General features: G+C 44.2%; 18 protein-coding genes. 6 read left to right on the top strand and 12 right to left on the bottom strand.

Features of this window, described 5'->3' with window-relative positions; translation table 11 throughout:
- The first annotated feature begins 46 nt into the window (after positions 1-46).
- The 3 genes from ilvC to LU297_RS03290 all read left to right on the top strand — a co-directional run bounded on the left by ilvC (position 47) and on the right by LU297_RS03290 (position 2106).
- Entirely contained in the window at positions 47-1069 is a 1023-nt protein-coding gene (ilvC, locus tag LU297_RS03300) for a ketol-acid reductoisomerase (RefSeq protein ID WP_263076988.1), read from the top strand.
- Between the two features lie 139 nt (positions 1070-1208).
- The gene (locus LU297_RS03295; protein WP_263076987.1) at positions 1209-1619 is read left to right on the top strand and encodes a hypothetical protein; all 411 of its coding nucleotides are present in this window, start codon (positions 1209-1211) and stop codon (positions 1617-1619) included.
- A 274-nt stretch (positions 1620-1893) separates the two neighbouring features.
- A complete protein-coding gene (locus tag LU297_RS03290; protein ID WP_263076986.1) occupies positions 1894-2106 on the top strand; it encodes a cold-shock protein in 213 nt (70 codons plus the stop codon).
- Between the two features lie 348 nt (positions 2107-2454).
- On the opposite strand, the gene LU297_RS03285 is transcribed toward LU297_RS03290, so the two are convergent.
- Together LU297_RS03285 and LU297_RS03280 are read right to left on the bottom strand one after the other, a co-directional pair.
- Entirely contained in the window at positions 2455-3858 is a 1404-nt protein-coding gene (locus LU297_RS03285; protein WP_263076985.1) for an MATE family efflux transporter, read from the bottom strand.
- A 76-nt stretch (positions 3859-3934) separates the two neighbouring features.
- Complete coding sequence (locus tag LU297_RS03280) at positions 3935-5398, bottom strand: NAD-dependent succinate-semialdehyde dehydrogenase (protein WP_263076984.1); 1464 nt, start codon at positions 5396-5398, stop codon at positions 3935-3937.
- A gap of 135 nt (positions 5399-5533) precedes the next feature.
- Between LU297_RS03280 and LU297_RS03275 the strand changes: the two genes are divergently transcribed.
- Positions 5534-6352, top strand: a complete 819-nt coding sequence (locus LU297_RS03275; protein ID WP_263076983.1) for an HpcH/HpaI aldolase/citrate lyase family protein — start codon at positions 5534-5536, stop codon at positions 6350-6352.
- Positions 6353-6358: 6 nt separating this feature from the next.
- On the opposite strand, the gene epmA is transcribed toward LU297_RS03275, so the two are convergent.
- The 8 genes from epmA to LU297_RS03235 all read right to left on the bottom strand — a co-directional run bounded on the left by epmA (position 6359) and on the right by LU297_RS03235 (position 13772).
- Positions 6359-7327 carry an EF-P lysine aminoacylase EpmA gene (gene epmA / locus LU297_RS03270; protein WP_263076982.1) on the bottom strand — a complete coding sequence of 323 codons (969 nt, stop codon included), beginning with the start codon at positions 7325-7327 and terminating at the stop codon, positions 6359-6361.
- Positions 7324-8394 (bottom strand): 4-phosphoerythronate dehydrogenase, encoded by a 1071-nt coding sequence (locus tag LU297_RS03265; protein WP_263076981.1) that lies wholly within the window; start codon positions 8392-8394, stop codon positions 7324-7326. Before LU297_RS03265 ends, epmA begins: the two co-directional genes overlap by 4 nt.
- Positions 8388-9527 carry an AI-2E family transporter gene (locus LU297_RS03260; RefSeq protein ID WP_263076980.1) on the bottom strand — a complete coding sequence of 380 codons (1140 nt, stop codon included), beginning with the start codon at positions 9525-9527 and terminating at the stop codon, positions 8388-8390. The genes LU297_RS03265 and LU297_RS03260 overlap by 7 nt, the downstream gene beginning before the upstream one ends.
- A 117-nt stretch (positions 9528-9644) precedes the next feature.
- Complete coding sequence (locus LU297_RS03255; protein ID WP_263076979.1) at positions 9645-10124, bottom strand: YaiI/YqxD family protein; 480 nt, start codon at positions 10122-10124, stop codon at positions 9645-9647.
- Positions 10121-10999: a hypothetical protein gene (locus LU297_RS03250; RefSeq protein ID WP_263076978.1), complete on the bottom strand. Its 879-nt coding sequence runs from the start codon at positions 10997-10999 to the stop codon at positions 10121-10123. The genes LU297_RS03255 and LU297_RS03250 overlap by 4 nt, the downstream gene beginning before the upstream one ends.
- Positions 11000-11063: 64 nt before the next feature.
- Complete coding sequence (locus LU297_RS03245) at positions 11064-12185, bottom strand: 5-(carboxyamino)imidazole ribonucleotide synthase (protein WP_263076977.1); 1122 nt, start codon at positions 12183-12185, stop codon at positions 11064-11066.
- 57 nt (positions 12186-12242) lie between these two features.
- Positions 12243-12779 carry a 5-(carboxyamino)imidazole ribonucleotide mutase gene (gene purE / locus LU297_RS03240; protein ID WP_263076976.1) on the bottom strand — a complete coding sequence of 179 codons (537 nt, stop codon included), beginning with the start codon at positions 12777-12779 and terminating at the stop codon, positions 12243-12245.
- A 9-nt stretch (positions 12780-12788) separates the two neighbouring features.
- Complete coding sequence (locus LU297_RS03235; protein ID WP_263076975.1) at positions 12789-13772, bottom strand: metallophosphoesterase; 984 nt, start codon at positions 13770-13772, stop codon at positions 12789-12791.
- A gap of 445 nt (positions 13773-14217) precedes the next feature.
- Here LU297_RS03235 and LU297_RS03230 point away from each other — a divergent pair, with 445 nt between their 5' ends.
- The gene (locus tag LU297_RS03230) at positions 14218-15450 is read left to right on the top strand and encodes an amino acid permease (protein WP_263076974.1); all 1233 of its coding nucleotides are present in this window, start codon (positions 14218-14220) and stop codon (positions 15448-15450) included.
- A 305-nt stretch (positions 15451-15755) separates the two neighbouring features.
- Here LU297_RS03230 and LU297_RS03225 read toward each other — a convergent pair whose 3' ends face one another.
- Both LU297_RS03225 and phhA read right to left on the bottom strand, forming a co-directional pair.
- Positions 15756-16106, bottom strand: a complete 351-nt coding sequence (locus LU297_RS03225) for a 4a-hydroxytetrahydrobiopterin dehydratase (protein ID WP_263076973.1) — start codon at positions 16104-16106, stop codon at positions 15756-15758.
- Positions 16107-16141: 35 nt separating this feature from the next.
- Positions 16142-16939, bottom strand: a complete 798-nt coding sequence (phhA, locus tag LU297_RS03220) for a phenylalanine 4-monooxygenase (protein WP_263076972.1) — start codon at positions 16937-16939, stop codon at positions 16142-16144.
- Between the two features lie 437 nt (positions 16940-17376).
- On the opposite strand from phhA, the gene truC reads away from it, so the two are divergent.
- Entirely contained in the window at positions 17377-18108 is a 732-nt protein-coding gene (gene truC, locus LU297_RS03215; RefSeq protein ID WP_263076971.1) for a tRNA pseudouridine(65) synthase TruC, read from the top strand.
- The last annotated feature ends 493 nt before the right edge of the window (positions 18109-18601 follow it).

Below are 18601 nucleotides of genomic sequence, written 5' to 3'. Positions count from 1 at the left end.
TATTCAACCCAACGCCCATTTTGGGCATTATTTTAAGGAAACCTTTATGAGTTTAAACATCTATTACGACAAAGATTGTGATTTGTCTATCATTCAAGGCAAAAAAGTTGCCATCATCGGTTATGGTTCACAAGGTCATGCTCATGCCTTGAACCTAAAAGATTCTGGTGTTGATGTTACCGTTGGTCTGCGTGAAGGTTCTGCTTCTTGGAAAAAGGCAGAAAATGCTGGTCTAAAAGTTGCTGAAACTGCCGCTGCCGTTGCTGGTGCTGATTTGGTGATGATTTTGACTCCTGATGAGTTTCAGCGTGAGCTATACAAAGAAGTGATTGAACCAAACATCAAACAAGGTGCAACGCTTGCCTTTGCTCATGGTTTTGCCATTCACTACAACCAAATCGAACCTCGTGCCGACCTTGATGTCATCATGGTTGCACCAAAAGCACCAGGTCACACCGTGCGTTCTGAATTTGTCAAAGGCGGTGGTATCCCTGATTTAATCGCCATCTGGCGTGATGCTTCTGGCAATGCCAAAAATGTTGCCTTGTCTTATGCCTCTGGTGTTGGTGGTGGTCGTTCTGGCATCATCGAAACCACTTTTAAAGATGAAACCGAAACTGACCTATTTGGCGAACAAGCCGTTCTGTGCGGTGGTGCGGTTGAGCTTGTTAAGATGGGCTTTGAGACCTTGGTGGAAGCTGGCTATGCCCCAGAAATGGCATACTTTGAATGCTTGCACGAATTAAAATTGATTGTTGATTTGATGTATGAAGGCGGTATCGCTGACATGAATTACTCAATCTCTAACAACGCTGAATTTGGCGAATATGTGACAGGTCCTGAGGTCATCAATGAAGAATCTCGCAAAGCCATGCGTCATGCACTAAAACGCATTCAAGATGGCGAATATGCGAAGATGTTCATCGCTGAGGGTCAGCTAAACTATCCTTCAATGACCGCTCGTCGTCGCAATAATGCCGCCCACCCAATCGAAACCACAGGGGCAAAATTGCGTGCGATGATGCCTTGGATTGGTGGTAACAAAATCATCGACAAAGAGAAAAACTAATTTTTTCTTTGATATGCCAACAACCGTCCTTTTGGGGCGGTTGTTTTTTGTGTCAATTTTTTTGTATAAAAGCAATTTTGGCAAACCGCTCAAATGGTGTATAATGCCAAAACCAATAAGATATGCTTGATAAATCGTGATGAAATTTGACTTAGTAACTTGTTTTTTGGTGCTTAGCCTGCTGATGGCGTGCTTGGTTTATGTTGAGGCAGCACTACTGCTCAAAAATCAAGGCAAAATGCCCCAAAGTAACTTTTTTGCCATCATCAGCTTGATGACCAGCGTTTGGGTGCTGGTGTCGGCGGTGGCGTGGTATTTTTTGGACTTCGCTCAGTTTGGCAGTGCGGTGGCGGTGGCATATCCTTTATATGCGTTGATTGGCTTTTTTTATAGTGGCAGTTTGATTAAAAGCGAAGACTTGCCAGATGACCCAATGGATATGGTTGTGCCTGCCAAATATTTATCGTTTTGTCAGTCTTTTGCCCAAGTGTATGGCTTGGCAAGCGTACTTGCGTTGGCACAGGTGCTTGGATTGATTAATTTTTGGTAAAAATCAGCTTTTTTGATAAAAAAGCATACTTTATTTGGCAAAAGTTTGCTATACTGCACCCATGGTATTTGTACCGTTAGAAAATCAGATTGATGGTTTGGTTTTTTAAAAACTGCGAAATCTAGGCAGTGATACAAGGCAATATTTAAAAAATCCTAATAAGTTCTTATTTGATTGATTGAATAAAAATGGGCTTGCTCAGCGTTGTTATCTCTCGTTTTGCAAGTAGGCATAAATAGCATGATTTTTTTATTCATTTTAGATAGGAATACTTATGTCAAATAAAGTTTTCGGCACGGTTAAGTGGTTTAACGAATCAAAAGGCTTTGGCTTCATCGCCCAAGATGCTGGCGGTCCTGATGTGTTCGCTCATTATAGTGCCATCACAGGTTCTGGCTTTAAAACATTAAGCGAAGGTCAAAAAGTTGCTTTCATCTTGGGTGAAGGTCAAAAAGGACCACAAGCCGAACAAATCGAAAAGATTTAAGCAAAAAACACCGTCAGATTGGCGGTGTTTTTTATGGATTGTATGGTTTAAAAAAGCAAGTACTTGTCAAAAAAAAGCACAAGTAAATTTGGTTCTGGCTTAAAAAAGTATGCTACAAAGAAAACCGTTCGTGGCAAGCTTGTCAAGCCGCCATTGTTTTCCTGCTCTTTGACAAGATTAGGGCGAACGAAAAAACCCAGTTTGGTTACTTTTTAGACCACCACCGTAAATTTTTATGCTGTATGGACAACTAAAACAAGGGTGGCTAGCGTTGCCGTCCGATGATTTTGCCTACACCGCATCAGCGACTTGGTTATTTTTAAAATTAGCCAGTAAGTGCAGGTTTTTTTATTCTTGTGCTAATGGCATTCTTTGATTGCCAGCAGAATTTTTTTTGCTATGAATTTCTAGATACCAAGTCAGCCACACCGCCGCCACACCAAGCGAGATGACCAAGGCTGTCCAAAAACCATAAATGCCCATTTGCTGATGAAATGCCAGATAGTAACCAGGAATCAGCCCACAGCCCCAAAAAGAAATGATGTGGATAATCATGGGCATGGTTGATACCTTGTAGCCACGCAAAGCACAACTAGACACACATTGTACCGCATCGACCAGCTGAAATGCTGCCGAGAACAGCAAGAGCGTGGTGGCGATGTCTAATACAGCAACATCATCGGTGTACATTCGTGCAACAGGCGTTCTTAGTACAATCAGACCAATGGCAGTTACCACAGACAGCACCATTGATAACGAAATAGCAACCCCTGCATTGTAGCGAGCCTGAGCAGGTTGGTTAGCACCTAAGGCTTGACCGACACGCACGGTGGAGGCATTGCCAAGACTTGATGGTATCATAAAAATCAAACTGGTCAAGCTCATCACAATCTGCTGAGCAGCAACAAAATCCTCGCTATTGCCATCTAATTTGGCAAGCAAAAACATGATGCAGGTAAATAAGCTGACTTCCAAAAAGAATGAAAATCCAATGGGTACACCCAGTTTGAGCATCGCTGCAAACTGCCTAAGGTCTGGCAAATCAAATCGCTGCATCAGACCAAAAGGAGCAAAATAGCGGTCTTTGGCGATGTATATCCACAGTACGATGGCATTGACCCAAAAGACCACTGCCGTAGCCAGCCCACAGCCAGCCCCACCCAGAGAAGGCATGCCAAATTTGCCATAAACAAAAATATAGTTGAGCGGAATGTTCAAAAAGAAACACAGCCAACTGACCCACATGATGGTGCGTGGTCGATTGAGGCTAGACGCATAGGCGTGCAATGCTCGATGAACCATTGCAGCAGGCATGGCAAGCCCAATGAACCATAGATATTCTGCGGTGATGCCTAGCGTGGTCTGGCTGACATCAAGCCATGCCTGAAAAGGAGCGATGGCAAGCCACACCAAACCCATGCCCACAAGCCCACAAAATAACCCAAACCAAATGCCCTGTCGTCCCAGCACACCAATTTGGGTGGTGTGATTTGCTCCGTAGAGCTGGGCAAGCATGGGATTGACTGCCGTCATCACACCCATCAAGGTCACATAGATTGTAAAAAATAGACTACTGCCCAACGCCACCGCAGCTAAGTGTTCTTTGCCAGCCCCGCCTGCCATGATGGTATCGACAAAGCCTGTGCCAACTTGGGCGATTTGGGCAAGTAGCATGGGTAGGGTTAGGGTGGTCAAGGCGGACAGTTCTTTTTTGTAACTGTGCCAGCTGTGTTGGCGTAAATCAAAAAACATGACAAATGATTTCTTATGTTTGGGCAAAATGGGATATTCTAGCAAGATTTGGTGAGTTTTTCAGCAAAACAGCTGGTCAGTCATCGATGTGCAAGCACCAATATTTGATGGTTAAATATTCATCGATGCCGTATTTGGAACCCTCTCGCCCAAAGCCTGACTCTTTGACACCACCAAAGGGAGCAACTTCGGTGGAAAGCAGCCCTGTATTTTGGGCAACCATACCATATTCCAATGCCTCGCACACACGCCATGAACGAGCCATGTTGTTGGTATAAAAATATGCCGCCAAACCATAAGGGGTGTCATTGGCAAGGTTGATGACTTCATTTTCGTTATCAAACCCAAAAATTGGTAAAATCGGTGCAAAAATCTCCGTCTGAGCAATATCCATGTCATGTCGCACGCCATCAATGATGGTTGGCATCAAAGCCAAAGCAGAACTGTGATGCACGGCGCCACCTGTGATGATTTTTGCTCCTTGATTGACGGTGGTGTTGAGCAGTTTTTGGGCTTTTTGTAGGGCATCTTGATGAATCATTGGTCCAATTTGCACCCCTTTATCCAAGCCATTACCAACCCTTAGCGTGGCGACCTTACTGGCAAGCAGTTGAACAAATTGTTCTTTGATGTTATTTTGGACAAAAATACGATTGGCACAGACACAAGTTTGTCCAGCATTGCGATATTTTGAGGCAATCAAGCCATCAACGGCTTGTTCTAAATTGGCATCATCAAACACGATAAAAGGTGCATTACCGCCCAGTTCTAGTGATAGTTTTTTGAGGGTGCTGGCACTATTTGCCATCAGAATTTTACCCACACGGGTTGAGCCTGTAAAACTTAGTTTGCGAATGGTTGGATGCTGACACAAAACCTCGCCAATCATTTGAGCATCGCCCAGTACGACTTGAAAGACACCTGCCGGCAATCCCGCCTGTTGTGCCAGATATGCCAGAGCCAAAGCGGTCAGCGGTGTTTGGCTGTCTGGCTTGACGATGATGGTGCAGCCTGCCGCCAACGCAGGAGCGACTTTTCGGGTAATCATTGCCGCTGGAAAATTCCATGGCGTGATGGCAGCACAGACACCGATGGGCTGTTTGAGTACTTGATGGCGTAAATTAGGCTGATTGGCAGCGATGATGTCGCCATACACTCGTCTGCCTTCTTCGGCAAACCAGCGAATAAAACTATTGGCATAGCCCATCTCGCCAGTTGATTCGCTCAGTGGCTTACCTTGTTCTAAGGTCATGATTTTGGCAAGGTCATCAGTGTGTTCATCAATCAAATCTGCCCAGCGATGCAATAGTGTGGCACGATGTTTGGCACTGGTTTTTGCCCAAGCCTGCCAAGCGGTATGAGCGGTATCAATGGCGGTGTGAACTTGTGCCAAATCAAGCCCTTGAATGCTGGTCAAAACTTGACCATCAAAGGGATTGACGACATCAAATTTGCTTGCCTTGCCATCTACCCACTGATTATTGATGAAACTTTGGTGTTGCCATAAGGACGGATTGTTTAAAATATTTGGTACATTCATAAAATTTTTTGACTGATGATAAAAGTAAATTTATTGTATCGCTAAGTGCCAAAAAGTGCAAACCTTGCAAAGATTGCCCAAATCGCCAAATCATGCTACATTAGCAATGTCATCAATCATCAGCAAGGATAAAGTATGATGGAGCAGTTACTATTTTTATTTGTGCCAGCCAGTCGTCTAGATAGAGTACAAAAAGCCATTGATGCTGGGGCAAGTGCTGTCATCATTGACCTTGAAGATACCGTTGCCTGCGACCAAAAAGATGCCATTCGCCAGTCATTGATACAGTTTGATGATGAGCATGAATGCTCGTATTGGCTTCGTATCAATGGCGTGTCCAGTGCTGATTTTGCTGATGATGTATCAATGCTGTCCAAGCTGACTGGCGTATCTGGGTTGCTGTTGCCCAAATGCGAGAATCATCTGCAAGTGCAAATGTTAAGCCAGCAAACCCACCTACCCATCATTGCGATGATTGAGACACCGCTGGGTGTGGCAAATATTGCACAAATTGCCCAAAGCAAGGGTTTGTTTGCATTAAGTTTTGGCTGTTTGGATTTGATGAAAGGGCTTGGTGTACGGCTCAACTCACAGGCAGCAGGCGTGATGTTTGATAAAATTCGCACCGACCTTGTGATTCATTCAGCGATTCATGGACTACACCCGCCGATTGAGACGATTTATCCTAGATTTGATGATGAATCTGGCATGATGGCGTGTGTGCAACATTGGCTGGATTTTGGGTTTGGCGGACAGCTACTGATTCACCCAAAACAAATCAACATCGCCAAACAAGCCATCGCCAAACAAGATGATTGGAAAAAAGCGACCGCCATTTGGCAAATCTTTGAAGAAACAGGGCAAATGGTGTTTGCTTGCGATGGTCAAATGGTGGATTTACCACTCATCATTTGGGCGGCTGGCGTGCTGGGCAAAACCATGCCAGCCACTTAATCTGATTCACGCTTTATCGGTCGTAAACATCATCGCCTCGCTGATGTCTGCCAAACACTCACGCACCATAAAGAGCCTATCCACACCAAGAGCAATACCACTACAAGCAGGTAAATGCTGACAGGCTGACAGCAGGCGTGTATCAATGGGCATGGCAGGCAAGCCTAATTGTGTTCGCTTGGCATTGTCGTCCATAAAGCGTTTGGCAAGCTCATTGCCATCAGCAAGTTCGTCATAGGCATTGGCGATTTCGATGCCGTTGATATACAACTCAAAGCGTCTGGCAACCACATGACCATCAGCGTCAATGGCGGTTTTGGCAAGGGCTGCGGTGGCAACAGGATAGTCCACCACCAAAGTTGGAGCGTCAAACCCTAAGTCAGGTTCTATCAAGTGACTAAATAATAAATCAAGCCAACCTTGTCTATCATCGCCCATATCCAGCGTGATGCCGTGTGTTAAGGCGGTGTCTTTTAATGTCTGTATGCTGGCTGAAAAAGGGTGAATGTGTAGTTTGTCCAAAAAACTTTGGGCATAGCTTAGTCTGTGTAAGGTCAAAGGGCGATTGAGCACCACGCACAACAGCTCATGCAGTTCATCAGCCAGCATGTCTAGGTCAAAATCAGGACGATACCATTCTAGCATCGTAAATTCAATGTTGTGTTTTTTGCCTTTTTCGTCATCACGAAACACCTGACAAAGCTGATAAATCGGCACTCGATAATCAGCCAGCACCCGTTTCATGGCAAACTCTGGCGAGGTGTGCAGATAGCCTGTGGTGGGTTTGCCTGCTTGATGAAACCAAGTTTGTACAGATTGGATATAGACATCGGTGTTGCCAGCGTGCGACAAAATGGGCGTTTGGATTTCAAGCACATTTTTTTGGGCAAAAAAATGGCGAATTTGAGCAAGCATTTGTCCACGAGCAATGGCAAGTGGTAGGCTTAGCGTGGGGGCAAAATCAGTCATCATCATTCACTTAGCCATTCACGGCGTAACGGGTAGGTCTTGCGAAGTTTGTCAAAATCATCGCCCAGCACGCCATGATGATTGACCAAAGATAATCTTTGGTGGTCGGCATTGATGGGATAGTAGCTTGCGATGGCATGGGCAACATCATCGCCTGATAGTCGATAAAATTCATCAAAATGATGAGCGTTGTCAGGCAGTAAGCTGTTTAAGTCCTGAGAAACTACCAGCCCAAAATGCGTACAAAACGCCTGATAAATCATGTCCGTACCACGCAATTTACCCTCCAAAGTATAGCCTGCGATGTGTGGTGTGGCAAGCGTGATGGCACGCATGAGAGCATCGCTGATGACTGGCTCGCTTGGAAAGACATCAAGCACCACTTGACGCTTGGTGTGGGCAATGTCATCGAGCAGTGCTTGTTCATCAATGATTTCGCCTCGTGCGGTATTGATGAGCAGGGCGGCTGGATTGAGCTTGGCGAGAGTTTGTTTATCAAACAGCCCAAAGGTTGGGTAATTGCCATCTTTGACCAAAGGCGTATGAATGCTGACGACATCACTGTCTGATAATAAGGTGTCAAAATCGTGTTGATTGATGGCATTGATGGGCAAATGGGGGTCATAGCCGATGACTTGCCAGCCAAATTTTTTGGCATAAGTTGCCAGCGTTCGACCGATATTGCCCAGTCCAATGATGCCAAGTTTGATGGCTTGATGGCGAGCATTTGGGCGTAAATGCAAGATGGCTGAGATGACATATTGAGCAACTGAATGCTTGCTACAACCTGCTGCATTGGCAAAGCTGATGTGATGTTTTGCCAAAAATGCTTGGTCAATATGGTCTGTGCCAATCGTTGCCGAACCCACAAATTTTAGTGAGGTCTTGCTTAAATCGCCAAAGGTGTGGGCGTTGATGGGGGTTACTGAACGCACAAACAAAGCGTCTGCTTGATGTGCCTTGACGAGCCCTCCTGTGATGTCTCGTCCGTGCATTTTAATGATGTTTGCCTGATGATGACCAAGATAGTCATCAATATTGGCGATGTTTTCGTCAGCAATGATGGTTAGCATGATGATGTCTTATTGGTGTCGCAAGGTAGGGCTTGCTGGTTTGCGGTGGTTTGAGCATTTTGGTTGGCAAAAATTTCACTTCTATGCTGGCTAATCCATTCACGCCAGACTGCCAGCACGATGGCAAGCACCACAGGACCGATGAATAATCCTACAAAGCCAAAAGCAGTCAGACCTCCAAGCACGCCAATAAAAATCAGGATAAATGGAATTTTGGTTGCACCACTAATGACGATGGGGCGAATCAGATTATCCACCCAGCTGATGACCAAGATTCCCCATAAGCCTAAGCCAATGCCTTGCGTGGTGTATCCCTGAGACAATAACCACAGCGACACACCACCCCAAGCAAATGGCGTACCAAAAGGCACTAACGCCACCATAAAGGTAATGATGGTCAATAAAATGGGGTTGGGTGCATTTGCCACAGCATAGCCCAGACCCGCCAGCAACGCTTGGGCAAGTGCGGTCAGTCCGATGCCATACACCACCGCCTGAGTAGTGGCTGCCACTGAGTTGATGTAGTGGTCGATACGGTCGCCAATGATGTTTTTCATGGCTTGGCGAATCTGTTTCATCAGACTCATGCCATCACGATAAAAGAAAAACAGCGTCATCAACGCCATACCCAGTTTGGTCAAATTTTTTAGGACAGCGTCCAACGCCAGCTTGCCATAGTACAGATGTGATTGCACCCATGCACGAGCGGCTGCCATAGAGCTTTCAGGGTCTTTGTTGATTTCCCAGAGTGTATCTCGAATCTGCTGACCGATGATGGGTAGATTTTTGATGCTTTCTGGCAAATCCACATAGCCTGCTTGTAAGCGATGCACCATCGTGCCATAGAAACTGATGACTTCTTGTTGCAGAAAAAGCACACCGATAATCAATGGCACGCCAATGGTCAAAGACACCGCTGCCGTCATAATTAAAGCACTGAGCGTTGGGCTAAGATGAACCTTGTGATGAAAAAATCGATACAAAGGAAAGGTAACATAAGCCAAAATCGCCGCCCAAATCGCAGGCGAGATAAAAAATTGCACGATTTGAAAACATAAAATCACCAACACCGTCAGCAGTACTGCCGACAGCAGGCGTTGTAGTACCAGTTCTTTTGTCCAATGCTCAATCATAGGGGCTTGACCGATTTTTTGTGATAGGTGTCTTATTATGCACCAATTTTGAAAAAATAGCTCGTCAGTTTTGATGATTTTTTATGATTTATATCATCAAAAGATGGATTGCCTGATTTAAGATGGGCTGTTATTAGGCGATAAATTAGGGCGAACCAGACGATTTAGCCCATTGGCAAAGGCTTGTTTGTCTTTGTCGCCATAAGGTTTTTGACCGCCCATTTGATTGGGGTCTAGGACGCCTGTACCACGCAAACTTTCCATAAAATCACGGGCATTCAGTTTTGCCTTGATGTTGCTGGCGGTAAACTCCTCGCCTCGTGGCGTTAAGACTTTTGCTCCTTTTGCCAGCACTTCATCAGCAAGAGGAATGTCGCTTGTAATCACCAAATCGCCCATGCGTACTTGGGTTGCGATAAAGTTGTCTGCCACATCAAAACCTTGTGCCACGACCATCATGCGTAGATAAGGCGATGGCGGTAGCTTGATGGGTTTGTTTGCCACAAAAACCGCTTGAACTTGCGTGCGACCCACAGTTTTGACGATGAGGTCTTTGGCGATGGTGGGTAGAGCGTCAGCGTCAGCATAGATAATCATTGGGTGGTGTCTTTTTTAATAATCTTATCTTGATGAGTTTTTAATAAGCTTTCAATATAATCAGACGCAATGGGATTTAAATAGGTGCAAGATTGCCCATCAATTTTCATTGCATTTTTGGGAGTGAACTTAATGCCATCAGAATAGTATTTGTTTTGATAAATGGTGTCAAAATAAAAAGTCAATTCATAATCAGTAAGCATTTCTGCTTCATTTTCCAATGGATAAATTGCTACCTGATTATTTTCGCCCAAATATTCGCTTGGAGTTCTATCACTCCAATATTCTGGCATATTATTGTCTAAATTAAATAACTCAAATGATGCCCTGCGAGAAAATTCATAAAACTCTGGCGTACTTTCGTGTAATTGCCATTGATAGCATTTTGAGCCTTTGGGGAAATTTAATATTTTTGGCAAAGCATGATAATTGGTAAAGGAGGTAAACAAGGTTTTGGGCTTGCCATCAGCTTCTGTCCGTAAAAATTCTCCCGCAATATCAAATGTCTGAATGTAATGCTTCATAATTAATGGACTTTGATTGGACTTTAAAGGCACTTTTTCATAACTGACAATATAGTCGCCATTGTCTAAGGGCGTAATGTTGGCATTGGCGAATTTACCTGCCGTATTGTTGCCATATCTGATTTTTAGACTTTCGTGATTGTCCGCCAAAGTCAGCACCCATTCATCAGATGGCTCATACGGCTTAAATAATCCTGTATAAGTTGGCGTATAAGTCGTGTCATAAATGCCGTGATATTTGATGATATTGACAGGATTGTCAAAATCGGTTCTTTGGGCTTGGTTAATTGGCTTAAAATAAATAAAATCAAGCCGATTAACTTCATTTGCCCAAGTGGTAGAAAACACCATACCACTTATTAAAATCCCATTATTAAAAGAAAACGCATTTTGACAAACCCTTGTGGTCGGCAGCCTACATGCCAAGTTTATTGGGCAGTAGTTTCACCACTTTTTCGACCGTCTCGTCCAATGTGTTGCTGTCTGCTGGCATCACGGTGATGTGAGCGATTTTGCGACCGTCTCGCTCCTCTTTATGATAGCTGTGATAATGCACACCATCGACCGCCAAAATGTCTTTGATGACTGGATAGGTACCAATGACATTGAGCATCACTGACGGCTTGACGATACGGGTGTCGCCAAGCGGTAAACCTGCCACCGCCCTGATGTGGTTTTCAAATTGGCTACACACCGCCCCTTCAATCGTCCAATGCCCAGAATTATGCACTCGTGGGGCGATTTCGTTGGCAAGCACCCCTGTTTCGGTGACGAATAATTCTAGTGCCATCACGCCCACATAATCAAAATGCTCCAAGAGTTTTTTGATGTTGTTTTGGGCTTGCTCGGTCAGATGGTTGGCATCAGGTGCAGGAGCAACGGTCTTGGCAAGAATGCCATGATGATGGGTGTTTTCTACCAAAGGATAGTAGCCAATTTGTCCATCTTTGCCACGCACGGCAATGATGGAGACTTCACGGCTAAACTGGATAAAACCTTCGGCAATCAGCGGTGCAGTTTGGCACGCTTGACCCAGCTCGTCCCAAGCGGTATGGATGTCGGCTTGATTTTTGATGACAAACTGACCTTTACCGTCATAACCACCACGGCTGGTTTTAAGCACCAAAGGCAAGCCTAGATGCTGACAGGCGTGTTGCAATTCATCAAAGTCATTGACCGCCAAAAAAGGCACGGTATCGATGTCAAGTTGGTTAAATAGTGCCTTTTCGTGTAGGCGGTCTTGGGTGGTGCGTAGAGCGATGGCAGGTGGATAAATGCCTGCTTTATTGGTAATCTCGCCCAAAGATTGAGCGGTATCGACAGGTGTGTTTTCAAATTCTAGGGTAAATACATCGGCAGCGTTGATGAATTCATCAAGCTGACTGCTTTTGAATACTTTGCCATAAAAAGACGCTGGCGGATTGTCAGCATCTTCCAAAAATACGCATTGCAGACCCAAATTTAAGGCGGATTGTGCCAGCATCATGCCCAGTTGCCCACCGCCTAAGATGCCAATGGTGTTGATGGTTGTTGTCATAAAAAATCCCTTAGCCAAAAAATTATCAAAAAATCATCTTAACTATCAAGATGAATGTCAGCCAATCAAGCCTGGTGTTGGATTGGCAAGCACGCCATCAGTCTGTGTTTGGCGAAAGTTGTCTAATTTTGCTGCCAAAGTCTCATCGTGCAAAGAAAGGATTTGCACCGCCAAAAGTCCAGCGTTAAATGCACCCGCCGTGCCAATGGCAAGCGTCCCCACCGCCACACCTTTGGGCATCTGCACGATAGAAAGCAGGCTATCCCAACCACTTAGCGTGCTGGATTTGACAGGCACGCCCAGCACAGGCAAGGGGGTTTGACTGGCACACATACCAGGCAGATGGGCTGCCCCTCCTGCCCCTGCGATGATGATGGCAAGTCCTTTATCTTTGGCGGATTTGGCATAGTCAAAGAGCTTGTCAGGTGTGCGATGTGCCGAGACAACTTCGCATTCAAAGGGTACGCCAAATTGTGCCAAAAGATTGGCAGCTTCACTCATCGTTGCCCAATCAGACTGGCTGCCCATGATGATGCCGACTTTTGGCGTGCCAGCAGGCGAGGCGATGGGAGCTGGTTGAGGGTGGTTTGACATGGTTATTCCTTATTTGTTTTCCATAAAAAACGAATCAAATCTACACAAAGTATCATGATGATGATGGTATTGAACAAAGCCTGCGTTCGTTAATGCAGGTTTGTTAGTATCAAATTGATAAGCGGTCAAAAAGCCATCTTTGCCTGCCGAATAATCCGTACAAGCCACCTGATGACAAAGCAGAGCAGGCGTTCCGTCCAGCCAATAATGCCCAATAAAAATTGGCTTGTCGGTGGTGAGTGCAAACGAGCATGGCGTGGGCAAAACAGGCGAGTCATCAGCCAGATTAATGCTGGCATGACTGCCAAGCTGAGCGATTTTGGCAAGTGGCTGGTGTTGCCAATCGTCAATCCACCATTTGATGCGAGTACGAGTACGGATAATGCCATGCCCATCGGTCAAAAGCACACCCTCTGGTAGTGGGCATTCGATGCCTTTGAGTAGTCTTTCTAGGGCATGAAATTCTGGTGTATTGTCCATGCTGCTGGCGATGACCGCTTGGGGGGTTAGGGTATTTTTATTGGTCAAGATGGGGCGTAACACAGCCATTGATGCTGCATCATAGCAGGCGTGTATGATGTGAGCTTCTGGCAAATCCAGCCATAAGGGCAGCTGATATAGTCTATTTAGCCAAAAGTGGTGCAGGTCTGTACCAAAGCCGACTTCGTCCAAAAATGCTTGGTGCTGTCCTGTATTTCGCTCGGTGTGTGGGCGACAAAAACCACCATCTGGGTGTGGTGTGGCATAAGCGATGGCGTTGTATTCATGATTGCCCATCACCGCCAATGCCGAACCGCCATCAATCATATTAAAGACGATATTTAGTGTATCAAGTTGGCGATGTCCACGGTCAATCAAATCTCCGATAAAAATCGCTTGATGACCTTGTGGTGCTTGCCAAAATCGACCATTGTCCTGATAACCAAGATGGCGAAGTAGTCCGATGAGTTTATCTGCTTGTCCGTGTATGTCGCCGATAATATCATAAATCATATGATAAGTATTATGTGGAAGGATTTATTTTATTGTAGCATAATTTGGCGTATCGTGATGAAAAAATCTATTCAGGCAAGCCTCTTTGTGATAAAAATTGCTCAAAACATACTCAGTAGTGCCATCAGATTGATGGTATTTACCGATATATTGATAAATTTATCCAAATTATACCAAGATTTCTATTGATTTTTGTGGATTATTTGGCATACAATCGCAAAACAGGTGGGTACAATGGTGTCAATAAGCCAATGTGCTTTACTTTTATTTTGGCGGTGGTTTGTATCAAGTGTGACAAGTCCAGATAGTTTGCTTTTGGTTAAATCAAGAAGATTGACATGATGGCGACTTGGTTTGTCTTATCCACGAATGTTTTTTTTGTTGGGCGTGCTTGTCAATACTACCGCCCATTGTCCATTTTGATTAAGCACAAGGTATATTGGATATGGCTCATTCAAAACCAACAGTATTTGGCGGAGCGATGATTATCGCTGGTACTGCCATTGGAGCAGGTATGCTCGCCAATCCCACAGCAACGGCTGGTTTGTGGTTTTTATGGTCATTGCCTGTGTTGTTTTATACTTGGTTGTGTACTTACGCATCAGGTTTGATGATTTTGGAAGCCAGTACGCATTTTCCAAGTGGGGCAAACTTATCAACGCTAACCAAAGAGCTGCTTGGCAAAGGCTGGAACTTCGTGAACAGCTTGTCGCTCATCTTTGTGATGTATATCTTGTTGTATGCGTACATCACCAGTGGTGGCGGTCTGACGGCTAATCACCTAAGCACTTTGACGGGAGCTGAGGTTGGTACGCCAGTCGGTTCGTTGGTGTTGACAGGCTTGTTTGGTGTGTTTGTCTGGCTATCGACTCGTGCTGTGGATAGAGTGGCGACGATTTTGATGATTGGCATGATTGTCAGCTTTTTTGTGTCGGCATTTGGTTTGGCTGGGACGGTTTCGATTGACCATCTGATTGACGCCAACCCCATCGCCAATACCAGCTATACACCTTATATTTGGGTGGCGTTATCGACACTATTGACTTCGTTTGGCTATCAGATTGCTGTACCAAGTATGGTTAAGTATTTTGAGGGCGATAACCAAAAAGTTGCCAAAGCGGTCTTGATTGGTACTATGCTTGCGTTGGTGTTCTATCTGATTTGGCAGGTGGTGGTGCAGGGCAATTTGGCACGAGCAGACTTTTTGCCTGTGATTGCCAAAGATGGCGATGTGGCGACTTTGCTGGCAGTGATTGGCAAGTCAGGTATCATTGGTACGACGCTATCAGCATTTGCTTATATGGCATTGACCAGCTCATTTTTGGGCGTGGCATTGGGCTTGTTTGACTTTTTGGCAGATGCTTTGGGATTTGGCAATGATAAGGCAGGACGCACCAAGACGGTGGCATTGGTCTTTTTACCGCCATTGGTTGCCAGTCTGATTGCACCGTTTGGCTTTGTGACCGCCATTGCGTTTGCAGGTCTTGCCTTGACGGTGTGGGGCGTGATTGTTCCTGCGATGCTTGCCCGTGCCAGCCGTATTAAACATGGTGGACAAAGTGATTATCGAGCATTTGGTGGCTCATTCATGATTTATTTTGTCATCATTTTTGGTGTCATCAATATCTTGGCTCAGCTTGGTGTGTATTTTGGTCTGGTGCCTGTGTTTACAGGTTGATTGGACTGGATAAAAAAACCGCTCGGATAAGGGCGGTTTTTTATGGGATTTGATTTTATTTGAGCGAATGCAATGGCTGTTCAGGCATGACAAGATTGCCCAAAAATCTCATCAAAAGCCATTTTTTGATGAATTTGAAAAATCCAAACTCATCATTGTCCTGTGATGGGTTTGGGATATGTCGTTTTTTGTGATGTTAAGAGAATTGATGTATAAAAAAATCCCCCATCATACTAGTGATGAGAGATGCTTGGGTTTTTTTGCACCCAATCCATCATCAGATTGGGCGTGTTTGATTGAGCAGATTAAGCAAATAATTCGTCTGTTTTGACCGCCATCACAAAGTCATTTTTGTGCAAGCCTTTGATGCTGTGCGACCACCAAGTGACAGTCACTTTGCCCCATTCGGTAAAAATACCAGGGTGATGACCTTCTGCTTCTGCCAACTCTGCCAAGCGATTGCTAAATGCCATTGCTTCTTTGAAATTTTTGAATTTAAATACTCGTTTTAATTGCAAAACATAAGCGTCTTTCAAGGGTTCGGAAATAACCGCCCAATCTGGTAGCTGTTTCATAAATTCGGCAAGTTCTTCGTCAGTGACTTTGGGTGCGTCTGCTTGACAGGCTTCACAAAAGGCATTTTTTAAGTCGCTCATCGGTTTACTCCTTGATGATGATTTTTTTTGATAGATTAGACAGGGTCGATTAGGCTTGGATGCGGGGCAAATAACCCTTGCTCCATCGCTTGATTGACAGCGTTCATCAATGTATGCTCGTCCAGACAAAATAGCTGTTCTGGATTATCAATGACATAATAAATCGGCTGGATTTTGTCGATGCGATAAGGGGTGCGTAGTACATCGTTAAGCACAAATGGACGATATTCAGGCTGACCGCTGACCGCATAATCAGTCTCGGCAGGCGAGCTAAGAATACCACCACCATAGATACGCAGTCCATCTTGGGTGTTGATGAGTCCAAACTCCATCGTAAACCAGTACAAACGAGCCAAAAATACCCGTGCCGCTTTGTCTGCTTTTTGACCCAATTTGCCATAAATATGGGTAAAATTGGCAAACTCTGGGTGTGTCAATAGTGGCAAGTGACCAACAATCTCATGAAAAATATCAGGTTCTTGGATATAGTCAAAATCCTCACGAGTGCGAATGAAAGTCGCCACAGGAAAGCGTTGATTTGCCAGCAGGTCAAAAAACTTGCCAAAAGAAATCAAGGCAGGGACGGCAGCTGTTTGCCAACCTGTCGCTTGTTGCAAGATGGTGTCTAATGCAGGCAGTTGTGGCACACACTTGGTTGGTAGGGCAAGTGTGTCTAGCCCGTCCAGATAGCCTTGATAAGCTTTGCCGATGATGCTTTGTTGCTGACGAGTGATGAGGTCATGCCAAACATGATTTTCATCACAGGTCCAGTTGATGAGACCTGTATCGTCTGGGGTGTAGGATTTGTAGGGGGTTTTGTCTGTTAAAGCCATATGATTTCCTTATGATGACTTGATTTTTTGGTGTAATGATTGCCAAAAAATGCTATGCTAATCCCTTAGTGGATAATCACTAATGTAGCATAAAAATATTATTAAGACAATCCTAATTGATGATGATTATGTCAATTATGATGATTGATGGGATTGAGTGGCTGCATGAGGTGATTTTTTTAAATCAATCAATCTTCTGCAAAACTAAGTTTTTATAAAAGTAATCGCCACCGTGATGGTTGGTTTGTTGCGAGTGGTTTTTATGCTTGGTTTTTTTGTAGATAGGTATTATAGTGATTTAACTTCAAAAATCATCAAAACCGTTCGCCCCGAGTTTGCCTGCGGGTGAAAGTTTTCCTACCCTTCGACAGGCTCAGGGCGAACGGAAAACTTAATATCATGTGTTTTGAGCTTAATTTACTATATTTGGTGCGTTTATGACAGTCTTGCCTATTTTATATCAAGACGAACACATTGTCGCCATCAACAAGCCTGCGGGTATGTTGGTGCATCGTTCTTGGCTGGATAAGCACGAAAGTGTTTTTGTGATGCAAACCCTGCGAGACCAAATCGGACAACTGGTCTATCCCGTACATCGACTTGACCGCCCAACCTCAGGGGTGCTACTCATGGCTTTGGATAGCCAAACGGCACACACATTATCGTTGCAGTTTGAGCGTCATGATGTACAAAAAACCTATTGGGCGGTGCTTCGTGGGCATTTGCCAGAGTGTGGACGGATTGATTATCCGCTCAAACCACGCCTTGATAAGATAGCCGATAAGTTCGCCAGTAGTGAGAAGCCTGCCCAAGATGCCATCACAGACTATCGTTGTCTTGCGACCACCGAACAGCCCTTTGTGTCATGCCAACGCTTTTTGACTTCTCGGTATTCGTTGGGACAGCTGACACCCATCACAGGACGCAAGCACCAGCTTAGGCGGCATATGAAGCACATCTTTCACCCAATCGTGGGCGACACCACCTATGGTGATAAAGTCCAAAATCGTGCCATCACCGCCAATCTGGGGGTGCAGCGATTGTTGTTACACGCACGCACTTTATCATTTGAGCATCCTATATCAGGCAATCAGATGTGCATCACCGCCCCCATTGATGAGCAATTTGGGCAAGTGATGGAGCGATTTGGCTGGCGACAATGGCGATAATTTCGCCATTTTTTTGTATAAATTTTATACATTTTATATCACAATCATTAAAAATCATTCATCAATTTTTTATCCAAAAATAAAAGTCCTTTCTACCCCCCTATGGTCAAATTTTGAGCTAAGTGCTTAATATATATACAATTATCATGATATTATCAAAATTTTATTATTTTTTTATAATTAAGAAAATATTTATAATATTTATTTTTGATGACAATCATTGGATTATCTAATTTTTCTAGGTGATTTTCTTATATATTTGATGGGTAAATTATATACAATTTAATAAAACTAATGGTTATATCGATAAATAAAAACAATCATTATATATATTCTTAATTAAAATAAGTAATTTCAATACTTATATAAATTATTTGATGTAAAAATAAAATATAAAAAAATGCCTGTTAGTTTATTTATTTTTTAGCAAAAGATAGTTATAATGGGGAAATATGGGTCATATTTATGACATCACATAGTATATTTGTATTAT

It is taken from the genome of Moraxella nasicaprae, from assembly GCF_025643275.1.
GTDB lineage: Bacteria > Pseudomonadota > Gammaproteobacteria > Pseudomonadales > Moraxellaceae > Moraxella > Moraxella nasicaprae.
This window is presented reverse-complemented; position numbering and strand designations above follow the sequence as displayed.